The 15,788-nt window shown below is 59.3% G+C and carries 18 protein-coding genes; 9 read left to right on the plus strand and 9 right to left on the minus strand.

The genetic code is table 11. From position 1 onward, the window contains the following. Nucleotides 1-240: 240 nt before the first annotated feature. Nucleotides 241-1,032, plus strand: coding sequence for a crotonase/enoyl-CoA hydratase family protein (locus AC1RQB_RS05710; RefSeq protein ID WP_063341084.1), 792 nt, complete (start codon nucleotides 241-243; stop codon nucleotides 1,030-1,032). A gap of 117 nt (nucleotides 1,033-1,149) precedes the next feature. Here AC1RQB_RS05710 and AC1RQB_RS05715 read toward each other — a convergent pair whose 3' ends face one another. Continuing rightward, a complete protein-coding gene (locus AC1RQB_RS05715) occupies nucleotides 1,150-1,905 on the minus strand; it encodes a spermidine synthase (protein WP_007899907.1) in 756 nt (251 codons plus the stop codon). A 151-nt stretch (nucleotides 1,906-2,056) separates the two neighbouring features. On the opposite strand from AC1RQB_RS05715, the gene AC1RQB_RS05720 reads away from it, so the two are divergent. Continuing rightward, on the plus strand, nucleotides 2,057-3,403 hold the full coding sequence (locus AC1RQB_RS05720) for a class II 3-deoxy-7-phosphoheptulonate synthase (RefSeq protein ID WP_007899909.1): 1,347 nt from the start codon (nucleotides 2,057-2,059) through the stop codon (nucleotides 3,401-3,403). A gap of 199 nt (nucleotides 3,404-3,602) precedes the next feature. Here the strand turns inward: AC1RQB_RS05720 and AC1RQB_RS05725 are convergent, their stop codons facing one another. Beyond that, the gene (locus AC1RQB_RS05725; protein WP_063341085.1) at nucleotides 3,603-4,832 is read right to left on the minus strand and encodes a winged helix-turn-helix domain-containing protein; all 1,230 of its coding nucleotides are present in this window, start codon (nucleotides 4,830-4,832) and stop codon (nucleotides 3,603-3,605) included. Between the two features lie 64 nt (nucleotides 4,833-4,896). After that, on the minus strand, nucleotides 4,897-5,112 hold the full coding sequence (locus AC1RQB_RS05730; RefSeq protein ID WP_008075682.1) for a DUF1127 domain-containing protein: 216 nt from the start codon (nucleotides 5,110-5,112) through the stop codon (nucleotides 4,897-4,899). Nucleotides 5,113-5,208: 96 nt separating this feature from the next. Here AC1RQB_RS05730 and AC1RQB_RS05735 point away from each other — a divergent pair, with 96 nt between their 5' ends. Next, nucleotides 5,209-6,063, plus strand: a complete 855-nt coding sequence (locus AC1RQB_RS05735) for a LysR substrate-binding domain-containing protein (protein WP_007899911.1) — start codon at nucleotides 5,209-5,211, stop codon at nucleotides 6,061-6,063. On the opposite strand, the gene AC1RQB_RS05740 is transcribed toward AC1RQB_RS05735, so the two are convergent. After that, the gene (locus AC1RQB_RS05740; RefSeq protein WP_007899912.1) at nucleotides 6,053-6,802 is read right to left on the minus strand and encodes a sulfite exporter TauE/SafE family protein; all 750 of its coding nucleotides are present in this window, start codon (nucleotides 6,800-6,802) and stop codon (nucleotides 6,053-6,055) included. The genes AC1RQB_RS05735 and AC1RQB_RS05740 overlap by 11 nt on opposite strands. A gap of 108 nt (nucleotides 6,803-6,910) precedes the next feature. Between AC1RQB_RS05740 and AC1RQB_RS05745 the strand changes: the two genes are divergently transcribed. The 4 genes from AC1RQB_RS05745 (at nucleotide 6,911) to AC1RQB_RS05760 (ending at nucleotide 10,217) form a co-directional block, all read left to right on the plus strand. Further along, nucleotides 6,911-7,867: a LysR family transcriptional regulator gene (locus tag AC1RQB_RS05745; protein ID WP_063343868.1), complete on the plus strand. Its 957-nt coding sequence runs from the start codon at nucleotides 6,911-6,913 to the stop codon at nucleotides 7,865-7,867. Between the two features lie 69 nt (nucleotides 7,868-7,936). Next, the gene (locus AC1RQB_RS05750) at nucleotides 7,937-8,398 is read left to right on the plus strand and encodes a MarR family winged helix-turn-helix transcriptional regulator (protein WP_007899914.1); all 462 of its coding nucleotides are present in this window, start codon (nucleotides 7,937-7,939) and stop codon (nucleotides 8,396-8,398) included. Between the two features lie 350 nt (nucleotides 8,399-8,748). Continuing rightward, the gene (locus tag AC1RQB_RS05755) at nucleotides 8,749-9,168 is read left to right on the plus strand and encodes an organic hydroperoxide resistance protein (protein ID WP_008009416.1); all 420 of its coding nucleotides are present in this window, start codon (nucleotides 8,749-8,751) and stop codon (nucleotides 9,166-9,168) included. 32 nt (nucleotides 9,169-9,200) lie between these two features. Continuing rightward, nucleotides 9,201-10,217, plus strand: a complete 1,017-nt coding sequence (locus AC1RQB_RS05760) for an alpha/beta hydrolase (RefSeq protein WP_063341086.1) — start codon at nucleotides 9,201-9,203, stop codon at nucleotides 10,215-10,217. Between the two features lie 176 nt (nucleotides 10,218-10,393). Here AC1RQB_RS05760 and AC1RQB_RS05765 read toward each other — a convergent pair whose 3' ends face one another. Both AC1RQB_RS05765 and earP read right to left on the minus strand, forming a co-directional pair. Next, entirely contained in the window at nucleotides 10,394-10,963 is a 570-nt protein-coding gene (locus tag AC1RQB_RS05765; protein WP_007899917.1) for an elongation factor P, read from the minus strand. 48 nt (nucleotides 10,964-11,011) lie between these two features. Continuing rightward, the gene (gene earP / locus AC1RQB_RS05770; protein ID WP_063341087.1) at nucleotides 11,012-12,169 is read right to left on the minus strand and encodes an elongation factor P maturation arginine rhamnosyltransferase EarP; all 1,158 of its coding nucleotides are present in this window, start codon (nucleotides 12,167-12,169) and stop codon (nucleotides 11,012-11,014) included. Nucleotides 12,170-12,293: 124 nt separating this feature from the next. Between earP and AC1RQB_RS05775 the strand changes: the two genes are divergently transcribed. Further along, the gene (locus AC1RQB_RS05775) at nucleotides 12,294-12,692 is read left to right on the plus strand and encodes a hypothetical protein (RefSeq protein ID WP_008075695.1); all 399 of its coding nucleotides are present in this window, start codon (nucleotides 12,294-12,296) and stop codon (nucleotides 12,690-12,692) included. 14 nt (nucleotides 12,693-12,706) lie between these two features. Next, nucleotides 12,707-13,189: a GreA/GreB family elongation factor gene (locus AC1RQB_RS05780; RefSeq protein ID WP_063341088.1), complete on the plus strand. Its 483-nt coding sequence runs from the start codon at nucleotides 12,707-12,709 to the stop codon at nucleotides 13,187-13,189. Nucleotides 13,190-13,192: 3 nt separating this feature from the next. On the opposite strand, the gene cysB is transcribed toward AC1RQB_RS05780, so the two are convergent. From cysB to AC1RQB_RS05795, 3 genes are all read right to left on the minus strand, one after another. Then, entirely contained in the window at nucleotides 13,193-14,167 is a 975-nt protein-coding gene (gene cysB / locus AC1RQB_RS05785; protein WP_007899921.1) for an HTH-type transcriptional regulator CysB, read from the minus strand. A 113-nt stretch (nucleotides 14,168-14,280) separates the two neighbouring features. Further along, nucleotides 14,281-14,784 carry a universal stress protein gene (locus tag AC1RQB_RS05790; protein WP_008075701.1) on the minus strand — a complete coding sequence of 168 codons (504 nt, stop codon included), beginning with the start codon at nucleotides 14,782-14,784 and terminating at the stop codon, nucleotides 14,281-14,283. Nucleotides 14,785-14,880: 96 nt separating this feature from the next. Then, nucleotides 14,881-15,786, minus strand: a complete 906-nt coding sequence (locus AC1RQB_RS05795; protein ID WP_063341089.1) for a 5'-nucleotidase — start codon at nucleotides 15,784-15,786, stop codon at nucleotides 14,881-14,883. Nucleotides 15,787-15,788 lie beyond the last annotated feature (2 nt).

Here is a 15,788-nt window from a genome sequence, read left to right on the forward strand (position 1 = left end):
GCTACCTAAACGCGGCCCGGTTAAAGGCCGGCGCGCACTATACCGGAATTCGCCCAAAAAGGGAGCTTTTTTTATCGGAAAAAACCGGCGCATACCGTTGTGTCACGGGCTTTGCGGATAATTGTGCGACGGTCTATTTTGCAAAGGCCCGGCCCTGCTGACGATGGCGCTAAAACGGTTCACTCTAGCGACGCAGCCCCTTCGGTCTGACACCCGCTTCCCCACCCGAGGAAATGTCCCATGAATCAGCCCAGTCCCAGTCGTGTAACCCGTGAACGACACGGTCATGTCCTGATGATCGGTCTGGATCGGGTTGCCAAACGCAATGCCTTCGACCTCAACCTGCTCAACGAACTCAGCCTGGCCTATGGTGAGTTCGAGGCCGACAGCGAGGCGCGGGTGGCGGTGGTGTTCGGTCATGGTGAGCATTTCACTGCAGGGCTCGATCTGGTCAGCGCCGGCGCCGCCCTGGCCGAAGGCTGGCAGGCGCCGCCCGGTGGCTGCGACCCATGGGGCGTGCTCGCAGGCCCTCGGGTCAGCAAACCGGTGATTGTCGCTGCGCAAGGCTACTGCCTGACCGTTGGCATCGAGCTGATGCTGGCCGCCGACATCAACCTGTGCGCCAGCAATACCCGTTTTGCCCAGAAGGAAGTGCAGCGCGGAATCTTCCCGTTTGGCGGCGCGACCTTGCGCCTGCATCAGGTCGCCGGCTGGGGCAACGCCATGCGCTGGCTGCTTACTGGCGATGAGTTCGATGCTCATGACGCCTTGCATCTGGGATTGGTGCAGGAGGTCATGGCCAGCGAGGACTTGTTGCCGCGGGCCATTGAATTGGCGGAGCGGATTGCCCGACAGGCACCGCTGGGGGTTCAGGCGACGTTGATGTCGGCCCGGCAGGCGCGCTATGAAGGTGAAATGACGGCAGCTCAGGCCTTGCCGGCGCTGGTGAAAAATTTGCTGAATAGCGAGGATGCCAAGGAGGGTGTGCGGTCGATGATCGAGAAGCGACCGGGGGTTTTCAAAGGGGTTTGAGGGATGTATTGGCTGCGAGGCCCTCTTCGCGAGCAAGCCCGCTCCCACAGGTCCGTGAACGACGCAAATCACTGTGGGAGCGGGCTTGCCCGCGATGAGGACCTCACAGACGCCGACTTATGTCGCCGGCCGAATAGCCTTGATCAACGACTGCAACGAATACCCCAATCGCGGCGCCAGGCCTTCAGCGCGAGCGATCAGCCCATCCAAATCCAGTTCCTGATCCAGCTCGGATGGAACGATCAGAATCACGTTGCCCTCCTTCACTGGCAGTTCCCAGTAATGCCGGTGATAGAGGCCGCGCAACAACGCCGCGCCCAACGGCTTGCCATCGTCGGTGGCCCACTGGTTGATCACCAGCCAGCCACCCGGATTCAGCCGTTTCTGGCAGTCCTCCAGAAAACTCCAGGCAAGATGCCCGACACCCGGCCCGACATCGGTATAGAGGTCGACGAAAATCAGATCGGCCGGTTCAGCCGTTTCGAGTAGCTCCAGGGCATCGCCGACGCGGATGTACAGCCGCGGATCGTCATCCAGCCCGAGGTATTCGATGGCCAGGCGCGGCACATCGGGGCGCAGCTCGATGGCTTCGACGTCTTCCAGTGGCAGGAACTTGAGGCAAGCCTGGGTCAGCGTGCCGGCGCCGAGCCCGAGGAACAGCGCGCTTTCCGGCAGTTCGTGGCACAGCGCGCCAATCAGCATCGCCCGGGTGTAATCGTACTCGAGCCAGCTCGGGTCAGCGGTGAACACGCAGCTCTGTTCGATGGCATCACCGAACTCCAGGAAACGGTAATCGGCCACTTCCAGCACGCGAATCACGCCGAACTCATCCTGTACCTCGGCGAGCAGATGCTCGACGCGCTCCTCAGTCATTTCGTCTCCTGATCGTCACCGGGATCCGGCAACGTAATAAGACCGCGTGGGTGGGGCGGCAAAGGCGCGATTGTCCGCGAAGCGACGGGAACAGGTCACGCACTAATTGCTGATAACATAACCGTCCGAGCGTAAAACACTAGAGACTGCAATGAGCCAACCCTGGAGCCCTGACAGCTGGCGCGCCCTGCCGATCCAGCAACAACCTCAATACCCCGACGCAGCGCATTTGCTGCACGTCGAGCAAACCCTGGCGAGCTATCCGCCGCTGGTGTTTGCCGGTGAAGCCCGGGAGTTGCGCCGTCAGTTTGCCGAAGTGACCCAGGGCCGGGCGTTTCTGTTGCAGGGCGGCGACTGCGCCGAAAGCTTCGCCGAATTCTCCGCCGCGAAAATTCGTGACACGTTTAAAGTGTTGCTGCAAATGGCGATCGTCATGACCTTCGCCGCCGGTTGCCCGGTGGTCAAGGTCGGGCGCATGGCCGGCCAGTTCGCCAAACCCCGTTCGGCCAACGATGAAACCATCAACGGCGTGACGCTGCCGGCTTACCGTGGCGATATCGTCAACGGCATCGGTTTCGACGAAAAAAGCCGTGTACCGGACCCTGATCGCCTGCTGCAGTCTTACCACCAGTCCACCGCAACCCTGAACCTGCTACGTGCCTTTGCCCAGGGTGGCTTTGCCGACCTGCATCAGGTGCACAAGTGGAACCTGGACTTCATCGCCAACTCGGCGCTGGCCGAGAAATACAGCCATCTGGCCGACCGCATCGATGAAACGCTGGCCTTCATGCGCGCCTGCGGCATGGACAGCTCGCCGCAACTGCGCGAAACCAGTTTCTTCACTGCCCACGAAGCGCTGCTGCTGAACTACGAAGAAGCCTTCGTGCGTCGCGACAGCCTGACCAACGACTACTACGATTGCTCGGCCCACATGCTGTGGATCGGCGACCGTACCCGCCAACTGGACGGCGCGCATGTCGAATTCCTGCGCGGGGTGCACAACCCGATCGGCGTGAAGGTCGGCCCGAGCATGAACCCCGAAGACCTGATTCGCCTGATCGATGTGCTCAACCCGGACAACGATCCGGGTCGCCTGAACCTGATTGCGCGGATGGGCGCGAACAAGGTCGGCGATCACCTGCCGCAGCTGATTCGCGCGGTGCAGCGCGAGGGCAAGCAGGTGCTTTGGAGTTCCGACCCGATGCACGGCAACACCATCAAGGCCAGCAGCGGCTACAAGACCCGCGACTTCGCGCAGATCCTTGGCGAGGTGAAACAGTTCTTCCAGGTTCACGAAGCGGAAGGCAGTTATGCCGGCGGCATCCACATCGAAATGACCGGGCAGAACGTCACCGAATGCATTGGCGGCGCGCGGCCGATTACCGAGGATGGGTTGTCGGACCGTTACCACACCCACTGCGACCCACGGATGAATGCCGATCAGTCGCTGGAATTGGCGTTTTTGATTGCTGAAACCCTGAAGCAGGTTCGGCGGTGAGTCAGTAGGTTTTTTATTACCTGACAGGCCGCCATCGCGGGCAAGCCCGCTCCCACAATGACCGCGTCGTTCACAAATTATGTGTTTGGCACAAACCCTGTGAGAGCAAGCTTGCCCTCATCCTGAATGACCTGTCGTTCACAAATTATGTGTCTGGCACGAACCCTGTGGGAGCGGGCTCGCCCGCGAAGGCGTCAGCTCAATCACCCTCAATCTGTGCCAATGCCACCCGCAACCGCGCCGCACTCGCCCGCGGGCAATTCAATTGAATCTGCGCCAGCCCCAACCAATCCGCCATCCGCCGCAGATTGACCGCCAACGCCAACATCCCCGCCTCATCCAGCCCCGGCTCTTCCTCATGCACGGCATGCACCGCCAACCGACCCAACGCCCGTTCGGCCCGTAAGTCGACCCGCGCAGCAACCCGCTCATTGTGCAAAAACGGCAATACGTAATACCCATAGACGCGCTTGTGCTGCGGCGTATAAATCTCCAACCGATAACGGAAATCGAACAATCGCTCGGTACGGCTGCGTTCCCAGATCAGCGAATCGAACGGTGAAAGCAGCGCACTCGCCTCGACCTTGCGCGGCACTTTCGGCTTTGCCAGGCAATAGGCCGGTTGCCGCCAACCTTCAACCTCACACACCAGCAGATCACCCGCCTCTACCAGCTCCACCAGACGCGGCCGACTGTCTGCCGGGCTCAGGCGAAAATAATCCCGCAGGTCCTTTTCCGTCGCCACGCCCAACGCATTGGCGGCATGCAGCAACAGGCCGCGCTGAGCCTCGGCCTCGCTGAGCAAGGGCTGTTGAAGTATCGCCGAAGGAATCACCCGCTCCGGCAAATCATAAAGCCGTTCGAACCCGCGCCGGCCGGCCACGGTCACTTCGCCGGCGGCGAACAGCCATTCCAGTGCATGCTTTTCCGCGCTCCAGTCCCACCACGGCCCTGCCCGCTCCTGACGGGTCGACAAACTGCCCGCACCCAGCGCACCGAGTTCCTGAACCGACGCCAACACGCGGCGAATCGTTTCTTGCTGCTCACGACCGAAACGCGCCAGTTGCTGATAGATGTCTTCGCCGCGGGTCGCGCGCTGCATTCGCCAGCGCATCAAGGGGTACATCGACAAGGGCAACAAAGACGCTTCATGGCCCCAGTACTCGAACAACGTGCGCCGACGGCCCTGACTCCAGGCAGCCTGATCGAGCAAGTCGGAGGAGTAATTGCCAAGACGGGAAAACAAGGGAAGGTAGTGCGAACGCACTAACGCATTGACCGAATCGATCTGCAGAATGCCCAGGCGCTCGATCAGCCGGTTGAGCTGAACCGGTTTGACCGCCGCCGGCGGCTGACGCCCGTTGAACCCTTGGGCAGCCAGCGCCAGACGCCGAGCCTGTTTGAGGGAAAAAGACAGTGTGGCGGGCATGAGCATCTCCTTGTCTGCTCGCAACCTACCTCACCCGCAAGTGGTTTGTGTAGCGATGGCATCATCATTTATGCATCGGATCATCCCAGAACGGTCTTACCGTCTCATGCTCCACATCCGCACGGCTCACGCCGATATCCTTCAGTGCTTCGTCGCTCAAACCCGCCAACATTTCACGTTCACGGTGAAGTTCGTACCAGCGACTAAACTTGTGCAGCAGATCGGATACCGCGTGGATTGAGAATTTTTGTTCCGTTACATGCTCGTTGTGACCTTTCATCGTATTGCCCTCCTTTAGGGATGGCCCAAGTCTCGCGCCAGCGATAAGATCAATCCAACGAATGTTTCTGATGGCATACATCTCGGAGATTGATGAATGTCCGCCTACCCCAGTATCGACACCGATGTACTGCGCACCTTCGTCGCGATTGCCGATCAGGGCGGTTTTACCCGCGCCGGTGAAATGGTCAACCGCACCCAGTCGGCGGTGAGCATGCAGATGAAACGCCTGGAAGAAGACGTGTTGCAGCGCCAGCTGTTCGAACGCGACGGGCGCCAAGTCAAACTGACCGCCGAAGGCCAGGTATTGCTGGGCTATGCGCGGCGCATCCTCAAACTCCACAGCGAAGTCTTCAATACCTTGCGCGAGCCGCACATGGTCGGCACGGTGCGCATCGGCACACCCGACGATTACGTCATGCGCTTTCTGCCGGGCATCCTGTCGCGCTTTGCGCAGTTCTACCCGCTGATCCAGATCGAGGTTCATTGCGAATCGACCCGGCAACTGTTGCAGCGCCAGGACCTGGACCTGTCCATCGTCACCCGCGAGCCGGGTAACGAAATCGGCCAATTGTTGCGCAAGGAGCGTTTTGTCTGGGCCGAAGCCCAATGCTTCAGCGCCCATGAGCAAACACCGTTGCCGCTGGCGATGTTCAACAGTGATTGTTTCTGCCGCCTCTGGGCATGCAATGCCCTGGATGCCATGGGCCGCGACTACCGCATTGCCTACAACAGCTCCAGCCTGTCGGCGTTGATGGCCGTGGTCAGCGCGGGTCTGGCGATCACCGCGCAGCTGGAAAGCCTGATCACACCGGACATGCGCATCCTCGGCGCCAACGAAGACCTGCCGCTGTTGCCGGAGGCCAGCATCATGCTGATCCGCAACCTGAACAATCCTTCGCCGATCACCGAATGCCTGGCCGAGCACATCGTCGAAGGTTTCAAACTTTAAACGCGAGCATCACCGCACAGACCACCAGAAAACCACAGAACAGCCCGCGCAGGAGCCGCTCCGGCAATGCGTGGGCAATTCTCACGCCCCAACTGATGCTCATCAATCCACCGACCGCCAACGGCACACCGATCGCCCAATGCACCTGATCGTGCACCGCATAAGTCGCCAGGGTGACGCCCGTACTCGGCAACGCCAGCGCCAGCGCCAACCCCTGGGCAACCACTTGAGTGGTACCGAACAGGCTGGTCAACACCGGCGTTGCCACCACCGCCCCGCCCACTCCAAACAGTCCGCCCATCGTCCCGGAAGCCGCGCCGAGCACACCCAGCCATGGCCAGGAATAGCGCATCTGCGAAGAGGCTGGTGCGTTGGTGGTGAACATTCGCATCAGGTTGTAGGCCGACAGCGCGATCAGGAAAGCGACGAAACCCAAGCGCATGGATTGCGCATCGATACCCACCGCCCAGATCGAACCGATCCAGGCAAAGCAGAACCCCATCAAGGCCAGTGGCAGCGCATGCTGCAATTCGATGCGATTGCGCTGGTGATAGCGCCACAGCGCCAGCATCACGTTCGGCACCACCATCACCAGCGCCGTGCCTTGGGCAATCTGCTGATCGAGACCGAACCACACGCCCAGCAGCGGGATCGCGACCAACCCGCCACCAATGCCGAACAGGCCGCCGAGGGTTCCCAAGGCCGCGCCAAAAACCAGATACAACAAGAACTCAATCACAGGCGATTTCCTTTTGTCAGGCTGTTCATCCTACGCAGTCGGCTCTGGCGGGGAAACGCACAGCAACGCACAATGGCTGTGCCAATTTCGCACAAGCGCAAACAAACCATGAACCCCAATCAGTTGACCGAACAACTTGGCCTGTTTCTCGATGTGCTGGAAAGCGGCAGTTTTTCCGCTGCGTCCCGACGCCATCCCTTGACGCCTTCGGCCGTGGCGCGACGCATCGACAGCCTCGAAAGCGCCGTCGGCAGCCAGTTGTTCATTCGCAGCACCCATGCGGTGCGTGCTACCCCGGCCGGCCTGGCTTTTGCCGAGCGTGCGCGGCGGATCGTCGCTGAACTGCGCCTGGCCCGGGCGGAAGCGGTGTCTCTTAGCAGTGCGCCAGAAGGCTTGATCCGGGTGGATGCGCCGGCAGCGTTCGGACGACGACACCTGGCGCCGGTGATTGCCGATTTCCTGACGCTTTACCCTGGTCTCGACGTGCAATTGCACCTGATCGACAGCTTTGTCGACATGCAGGGCTCGAATCTGGGCAAGGTCGATCTGGTATTACGTGCCGGGCAGATGGCCGATACCCGACTGGTGGCGACGCCGCTGGCGAGCATGGTGCGCATCGCCTGCGCCAGCCCCGATTACCTGCAACGCCGTGGCGTGCCGACCGATCCGGCGCAGTTGGTCGACCATGATGGCCTCGACTGGGAGGGCCTGGCTCCGCCCTTCGCCTGGCGCTTCGAGCGAGATGGGCAGATGCACTTGCACCGGCCAGCGCGAATCCGCATGAGCGCCAACAATGCCGAGGCGCTGGTGTGCGGTGCACTGGCCGGATTGGGCGTCGCGCACTTGCCGACCTGGCTGGCCAGCGAATATTTATTACGCGGCGAACTGCTGCCGCTGTTCTGCGAGAACGGTCTGCCAAAACCGGAAAGCACCGGCATTTATGCGTTGCGCCTGGAACAGCAACCCAGCTCGCGCAGCCGCTTGTTGCTGGAATACCTGAAAACCCGTTTCAGCCCCATCCCGCCGTGGGATCTGGCGCTGCAAACCAATCTGGACCGCCACTAGTCCAGAATTATCTGGCGCATTAAAGATTCGCCCGCTAGATTTATGACGATCACTGATCAAGGCTTTGAAATGAACACCGAGCGCAACAACCCGGATAACTGCGACGACCTGCTGCTGGACAATCAGGTCTGCTTCGCCCTGCATTCCACCTCGCTGCTGATGACCAAAGTCTACAAGCCGCTGCTGCAAGCGCTGGGCCTGACCTATCCGCAGTACCTGGCGATGATGGTGTTGTGGGAAAAGGATGGGTTGACGGTCGGCGAAATCAGCACCCGACTGCTGACCGATCCCGGCTCCCTCACCCCGCTGCTCAAGCGCCTGGAAGCCGAAGGCCTGCTGAGCCGCACCCGTAGCCGTGAAGACGAGCGAGTAGTGATTGTCGAACTGACCGAGCAAGGCCGTGCGCTGCGAGACAAGGCGCGGGGCATTCCCCAGTGCATCCTCGGCGCCAGCGGACAAACGCTGGAACAGCTGAAAAAGCTGCAAGCGGACCTTCAAGCGCTGCGTAGTCATCTGCAAGATAGCCTCTGACCTCAAAACACCACCAATCCCTTGTGGGAAGCGGGCTTGCTCGCGAAGGCGGTTTGTCATTCAGCATCAGTGTTGCCTGACAGTCCGCTTTCGCGAGCAAGCCCGCTCCCACATTGGTTTTGTGGTGTCCTTTCCAGCTTCGCCCGCCTCTCTCGAAAAAAACTCCCCACCAAAAATTCCGTCCCGACAGCTCTAGCTCAATACTTTTAACCGCATGCTTTCATTCGGGATCAAATTATTTCGAAAATTTATATTGCGCGCTAAATACTTGCGAGCTACATTCACCTCGCACTTACTTAGCGCGCAAACATTTAGCGCAAAAACACCAAAACCCGAACGAGGCTCACACCATGCAAACTCTCTACACCGCAATCGCAACCTCCACTGGCGGCCGTGACGGTCGTGCGATCTCCAGCGACAACGTCCTCGACGTCAAACTCGCTACCCCGAAAGAACTCGGTGGTGCTGGCGGTGCGGCAACCAACCCTGAACAACTGTTCGCTGCCGGCTACTCCGCCTGCTTCATCGGCGCGCTGAAATTCGTCGCCAGCCAGACCAAACGCAAAATTCCGGACGACGCATCGATCACCGCCCATGTCGGCATCGGCCAGATCCCTGGGGGTTTCGGTCTGGACATCGACCTGCACATCAGCCTGCCGGGCCTTGAACAAGCCGACGCACAAAGCCTGGTAGAAGCAGCACACCAGGTTTGCCCGTACTCCAACGCCACCCGTGGCAACGTCGATGTGCGCCTGCACGTTACCGTCTAACTGCTGACTCCAAGGCCTGACAGGAAATGAATATGAACACTTTCAGCAAAGTCTTGACCGGTACTCTTCTCGCCCTGTCCATCAACAGTGCATTCGCAGGCAATGGGGTTGAACACAACACCCAGGCGTTCCTCGATGTACTGAATGCCGGCACCGGCAAACCGATGGAACAGCTCACCCCTGCCGAAGCCCGCGCGGTATTGGTGGGTGCGCAGGCCGGGGTAAAACTGACGCCGCCCAAAGCCGACGTCAGCGAGAAGACCATCCAGGTCGACGGCCAACCGATCAGCCTGACCATCGTTCGGCCAGCCGGGGTCAAAGGCGAGCTGCCGGTGTTCATGTTCTTCCACGGTGGTGGTTGGGTGCTGGGGGACTTCCCGACCCACGAACGACTGGTTCGGGATTTGGTAACGGGTTCGGGCGCAGCGGCGGTGTTCGTCAATTACACCCCGTCGCCGGAAGCGCATTACCCCGTGGCAATCAACCAGGCCTACGCCGCGACAAAGTGGGTGGCCGAGCACGGTAAAGAGATCAACGTCGACGGCAAACGTCTGGCCGTGGCCGGCAACAGCGTCGGTGGCAACATGGCAGCCGTGGTTGCGCTGATGGCCAAAGACAAAGGCACGCCGGCGATCAGGTATCAGGTGTTGTTGTGGCCGGTGACTGACGCCAGCTTCGAAACGGCGTCTTACAACCAGTTCGCCGAGGGGCACTTCCTCACCAAAAACATGATGAAGTGGTTCTGGGACAACTACACCACCGACGCCAAGCAACGGAACGAGATCTACGCGTCACCGCTGCGGGCGAGTACCGCGCAACTCAAGGGTTTGCCACCCGCGCTGGTGCAGACAGCCGGCGCCGATGTACTGCGCGATGAGGGTGAAGCCTACGCCCGCAAACTCGATGAGGCGGGGGTGCCGGTCACGGCAGTGCGCTACAACGGCATGATCCATGACTACGGTTTGCTCAATGTGGTGAGCCAGGTGCCCGCGGTGCGTTCGGCGATGTTGCAGGCGTCTGAAGAGCTCAAGCAGCATTTGAAGAAATAACGCAGGACAAATGTGGGAGCGGGCTTGCTCGCGAAAGCGGTAGATCAGTCAATATTTCTGTTGAATGTGAAGCCGCCTTCGCGAGCAAGCCCGCTCCCACAATGGATTCGCGTGTTTCTTGCAGTCAAAAAAAAGCCCGACACAATGGTCGGGCTTTTTCATTACTCAAGCGGTGCTTATTTGGCACGGCCTTTGTAAGAACCGCCTTCGCGGGTATCGATCTCGATCATGTCGCCGATTTCGATGAAGTCAGCAACCGACAGCTCGGTACCGTTCTTCAGTTTGGCAGGCTTCATCACCTTGCCGGAAGTGTCACCGCGAGCGGAACCTTCGGTGTAGTCAACCTGACGCACGATAGTGGTCGGCAGCTCTACGGAAACCAGACGCTCTTCGAAGAAGATCGCTTCGCAAACATCGGTCATGCCTTCTTCAACGAAAGGCAGAACGGCTTCGATGTCTTCAGCGTTCAGTTCGTACATGGTGTAGTCAGTGGTGTCCATGAACGTGTAGGAGTCGCCGCTGATGAAGGACAGGGTCGCTTCTTTGCGGTCGAGGATTACGTCGTCCAGTTTGTCGTCGGCGCTGTAAACGATCTCGGTCTTGTAACCGGTCAGCAGGTTTTTCAGCTTGGTCTTCATGATCGCGCTGTTACGACCCGACTTGGTGAATTCAGCTTTCTGAACCAGCCAAGGATCGTTTTCGAGACGGATCACCATCCCGGGTTTCAGTTCTTTACCAGTTTTCATTGCGAATATCCGAATTTGGATGGGATTTACAAAAATCTAGGCCGCGTATCATATCCAATTTAGGTAAAACTGTACCAGCGCTGCGGCAAGATCTGCCTGCAAGGCTTGTTCCAGACACCATGTCTCGGCATGTTTTTCCAGTTCAGGCCAGTGTTTGCGGGTTGATTTCCAGTGATTGGTCATTGTCTCACCTGCATTCCATGCCCGCCATAGACCGCTGATCGCCTCGCGGGCAGGCCCGGACAGGCCTTGGGTGTACAGGGTCAGGAAAGCGTCGAGCTTGTCCAGGTGGATGTCTTCGTCCTGCCGATAGATGTGCCAGAGCAGCGGCCGGCCGGCCCATTGGGCGCGGACGAAGGAATCTTCGCCACGCACAGCGTTGAAATCGCAACTCCACAGCAGCAGGTCATATTGATCCTGCCGGACGAACGGCAACACTTGCACGGTCAAGGCACCGCGCACATGCACCGCACCGGCCTTCAGCCCATCCACCCCGAGCCAGCGTTCGACGTCGCCGAGAATCCTCCCTTCGGGCACCAGCAAATGCGTCGGCGTCGAGTCGGCCGCCATCGCGTCGAGCCAACTGGCCAGCCCGGTATTTTCGTAGGCAAACAGCGAGATCAGTTGGGCATTCGGCGCACGATCAATTCCCAAGCCTTGCAGGAATTCTTGCTGAGCTTGCGGACTTTGCTGAAACTGCCGACGCCGCTCCAGCAATCCGCTTTCACGCAACAAGCCGCCGGTGCCCTTGCGAAAGCCCGGGAAGAAAAAGAACTTCTGCACGTTCTTGTACTTCACCGACGGCAAGCCGTGGCAGCCGGCGACCCAGTCTTCGGCACTCAGGTAATCGAGGTTCATCCACAGCGGCGGTTTTTCCCGTTCCGCCATGGCCTCCATATAGGCACTCGGCAACTGGCAGGCGAATGCGGCGATGACGACATCAGCGGCTTCGGTGGGCTGCCAGTCGGCCGACCACTGTCGCACCTCAACGCCCTGCTGCCACTGCTGTGCAGCGTTGATGTCGATGTCCGGACACAAACGCTCGAAGGCTCGCAAATCGTCGACCCACAAGCGCACCGTCACGGCATGTTCGGCCACCAGTTGTCGGGCCAGGCGCCAGGTCACACCGATGTCGCCAAAGTTGTCGACCACGGTGCAAAAAATATCCCAGCGCCAGCGGTTTTTCACTTGAGGCATTTCAGGCATTCCAGGCTCCCGTTGGCAAAGGCGCCGATTGTCCGCATAAATTACCCCGTGCAGAAGAGCCGACGGCGATTAATCTTCATGCGACAATCGCCACTTGCCCGCGACCACCCGCCAGGAGGCAGTAATGCCCTACCGTCCCAACCCGCGCCGTCCCTTGCCGATCCAGTTTAATGCGCTGCAACTGACCGGCAGTATTGCCCTCGGTTTGTGGCTGGGATTCATCGCGATCGCACTGACTTGCTGGCTCGCCTGGCGCTTGTTGTTCAACGAGCAATTGGCGCCCTTGGCCCAAGCGGTGGAGCAACTGGCCAAGCCACCGGTGATTGAGCAACCCGCCTCGCAGAACCCGATGTTCGAACAGTACGAGGACCATCTGCGCAGGAATGAACAGCAGCAAATGGTGGAACAGGCCAGAAGCAGTAAACACAATCTGTCCAATCCAAAATGCCAATTCTGGCTGCAGCAAAATCAAACGGCGCCGAGCGAAAAAAGCCGCGCCAACGTCCTGCAATTCTGCGACTGATCAAGAAGCTCTCCATGCACAAGCCGACCGTCCACCAACTGATTATCGACAAGCTGCGGATCGATCTCGACATCGCTGAACGTGCCGCGCAAACCGCTTACGAAACCGCGACCCACGAAGAAAACATAGCCGAAAACAAGTACGACACGCTGGGGCTGGAGGCGTCTTACCTGGCGGTCGGACAGGCCAGACGAGTGGAAGAAATCAGGCAGTCATTGACCCTTTGCCAGAACCTGACTTTACGGCCTTATGACGATCAGCGCGGCATCGAAGTCGGTGCCCTGCTCGGTCTGGAAGACGAAAAGGGTCGCGAACAATGGCTGTTCCTGGCCCCCGACGCGGCCGGGCTGAAGATCGATCTGGTGGGGCAATTGATTACCGTCATTACCCCTCGCTCGCCGCTGGGCAAAAGCCTGCTGGGCAAGTTCGAAGGGGATGAAGTGGAGATTCTGGTGGCGGGCGCTCGGCAACAGTTTTCTGTCACCGAGGTGATTTAGCGATTAATGCACCGGCAGTTCGACGCCGTCGAACAGCTCTTCCAGTTCCTGTTTGTTGTGGCACTGAATGGCCTTGGCCATGACTTCGCGGGTCAGGTGCGGCGCGAATTTCTCGATGAAGTCGCACATGAAACCACGCAAGAAGGTGCCGCGACGGAAACCGATTTTGGTAATGCTGGATTCGAACAACTCGCTGGCATCGAGCACCACCAGGTCGCTATCGAGTTTGGTGTCGACCGCCATTTTCGCCACGATGCCCACGCCCAGGCCCAGACGAACATAAGTCTTGATCACGTCGGCGTCGGCGGCGGTGAACACCACTTTGGGTGTCAGACCACGATGGCTGAAGGCTTCGTCGAGTTTCGAACGGCCGGTAAAACCGAACACGTACGTCACGATCGGGTATTCGGCCAGGGCTTCAAGGGTCAGCTTCGACAGCTTGGTCAGCGGGTGGCCTTGAGGCACGACCACGCAGCGGTTCCAGCGGTAGCACGGCATCATCACCAGGTCGCCGAACAACTCCAGCGCTTCGGTCGCGATGGCGAAATCGACGGTGCCGTCAGCGGCCATCTCGGCGATCTGCATCGGCGAACCCTGGTGCATGTGCAGGGCAACGTCCGGGTATTGCTTGATGAAATTGCTGATCACCGGTGGCAATGCATAACGCGCCTGGGTGTGCGTGGTGGCGATCGACAGGGTGCCTTTTTTCTCGTTGGAGAATTCCTGGGCGATCTGCTTGATGCTTTCAACTTTGCGCAGGATTTCGCCGGCGGTGGTGATGATGCGCTCGCCAGCCGGGGTAACTCGGGTCAAGTGCTTGCCGCTGCGGGCGAAAACCTCGACCCCCAATTCGTCTTCCAGCAGACGGATCTGTTTGCTGATGCCCGGTTGCGAGGTGTAGAGGCTTTGGGCTGTAGCTGAAACGTTGAGGTCGTGGTGCGCCACTTCCCAGATGTAGCGCAATTGTTGAAGCTTCATATGAATCCCTCAAAGCAGGTAGACGCCACGGGCATCAGCGACGATATATAACTATATTAATGGTTTGATTAATAAATCTAGAACTTTTTTATCAAAACGCCATTATTCGTGTCCTAGCGATCCCCTTTGCGACGACGTTCCATCAGCGGCACCAGATAGACCGGCACCCTGGACAGTTGCAACACGCGCGCAGCGGTTCGGCCCAATGGCGTTTCGGCGCCAGCGCCATGACTGTGACTTCCTACGATCAGCAAATCGACGGAGAGTTTCTGCGCCTGCTCGAGAATCACCTGCGACGGATCGCCCTGCAGCACCCGCACTGCCCGAATCCGTTCCAGGTCCTGCTCCCCCTCATCCCCCAGTTCTTCGCGAAAGCTGTCGAGCACCCGCTGCTCGATATTGGCAATCACCGTATTCAGGCCCTGGCTGTGAAACTCGTTCAAGGCCTGCTCATCGAGGTAACTCTGAAGCACCGATTCGGCGAACAACCCCATCGGCTCAACCGCGTGCACCACATACAAGTCGGCATTGAATGTTCGAGCCAGTGCCAACGCATGCTGCATCACAAAAGGTGCATACAGACCGAGGTCGGTGGCATACAGCATCGAATGAATCATTGGGACCTCCTGAATGCCAACATGGCGGAGATTGATTCAGCTTAGCAGTGCGGTGACGAGTGCGGCGTTCGGCGCAACGCATTGAACCGCAGCGCTTTAAATCGACGGCTCGTTACTGATGCCATGCGGCACGTGACCGGTGGCGACCACTTCGCGGGCCAGCTCGCAATGGCCGGCCTGGTCATCGAAAAATACGTCGGCGGCAAAGGCTTCGAGAAAGGCTGATTTGGTCAGCCCTCCCAGGAACAGCGACTCGTCCAGACGGATGTCCCATTCGCGCAAGGTGCGGATCACCCGTTCATGGGCCGGCGCCGAGCGCGCCGTCACCAGCGCGGTGCGGATCGGACAGGCATCGTCGGGGAACTCGCGCTGCAAAAGGTTGAGCGCCGCGAGGAATCCTTTGAACGGCCCGCCGCGCAAAGGCTCGCGGGCGGCCTCACGCTCGCTGGCCTGAAACGCTGCAAGGCCTCCCGATTGATAGACCCGCTCCGACTCATCGGAAAACAGTACCGCGTCACCGTCGAATGCAATGCGCAATTCATCGCTGGCGGCGCGACTGGCACCGCCCGACAGAATAGTCGCTGCCGCGAAACCGGCATCCAACGCACTGCGCACATCGTCGGAATGGGTCGAAAGAAACAGGTCGCAGCCAAAGGCCTTCAGGTATGGGTAAGGACTGCGCCCGCCGACAAATGCCGCACGCGAAATCGCCAAGCCATAATGATGAATAGAATTGAAAACCCGCAGGCCGGTGTCGGCGCTGTTGCGCGACACCAGGATTACCTCGACCCGGGCACGGCCGAGACTGGCGTTCAGCTTCAGGAGTTTTTCGACTAACGGGAACGCATCGCCGGGCTCGAGAATTTCGTCTTCGTGTTCGATCTGGTATTGCCGATAGGCCTCGACGCCGCTCGACAGATAAACCTTGTGGCTCTCGCTCAAGTCGAACAGTGCTCGCGAAGAAATCGCCAACACCAGTTTGTCGTCTATGCCATTGGCCATGC

This window comes from Pseudomonas sp. GW822-FHT02E03 (assembly GCF_058802325.1).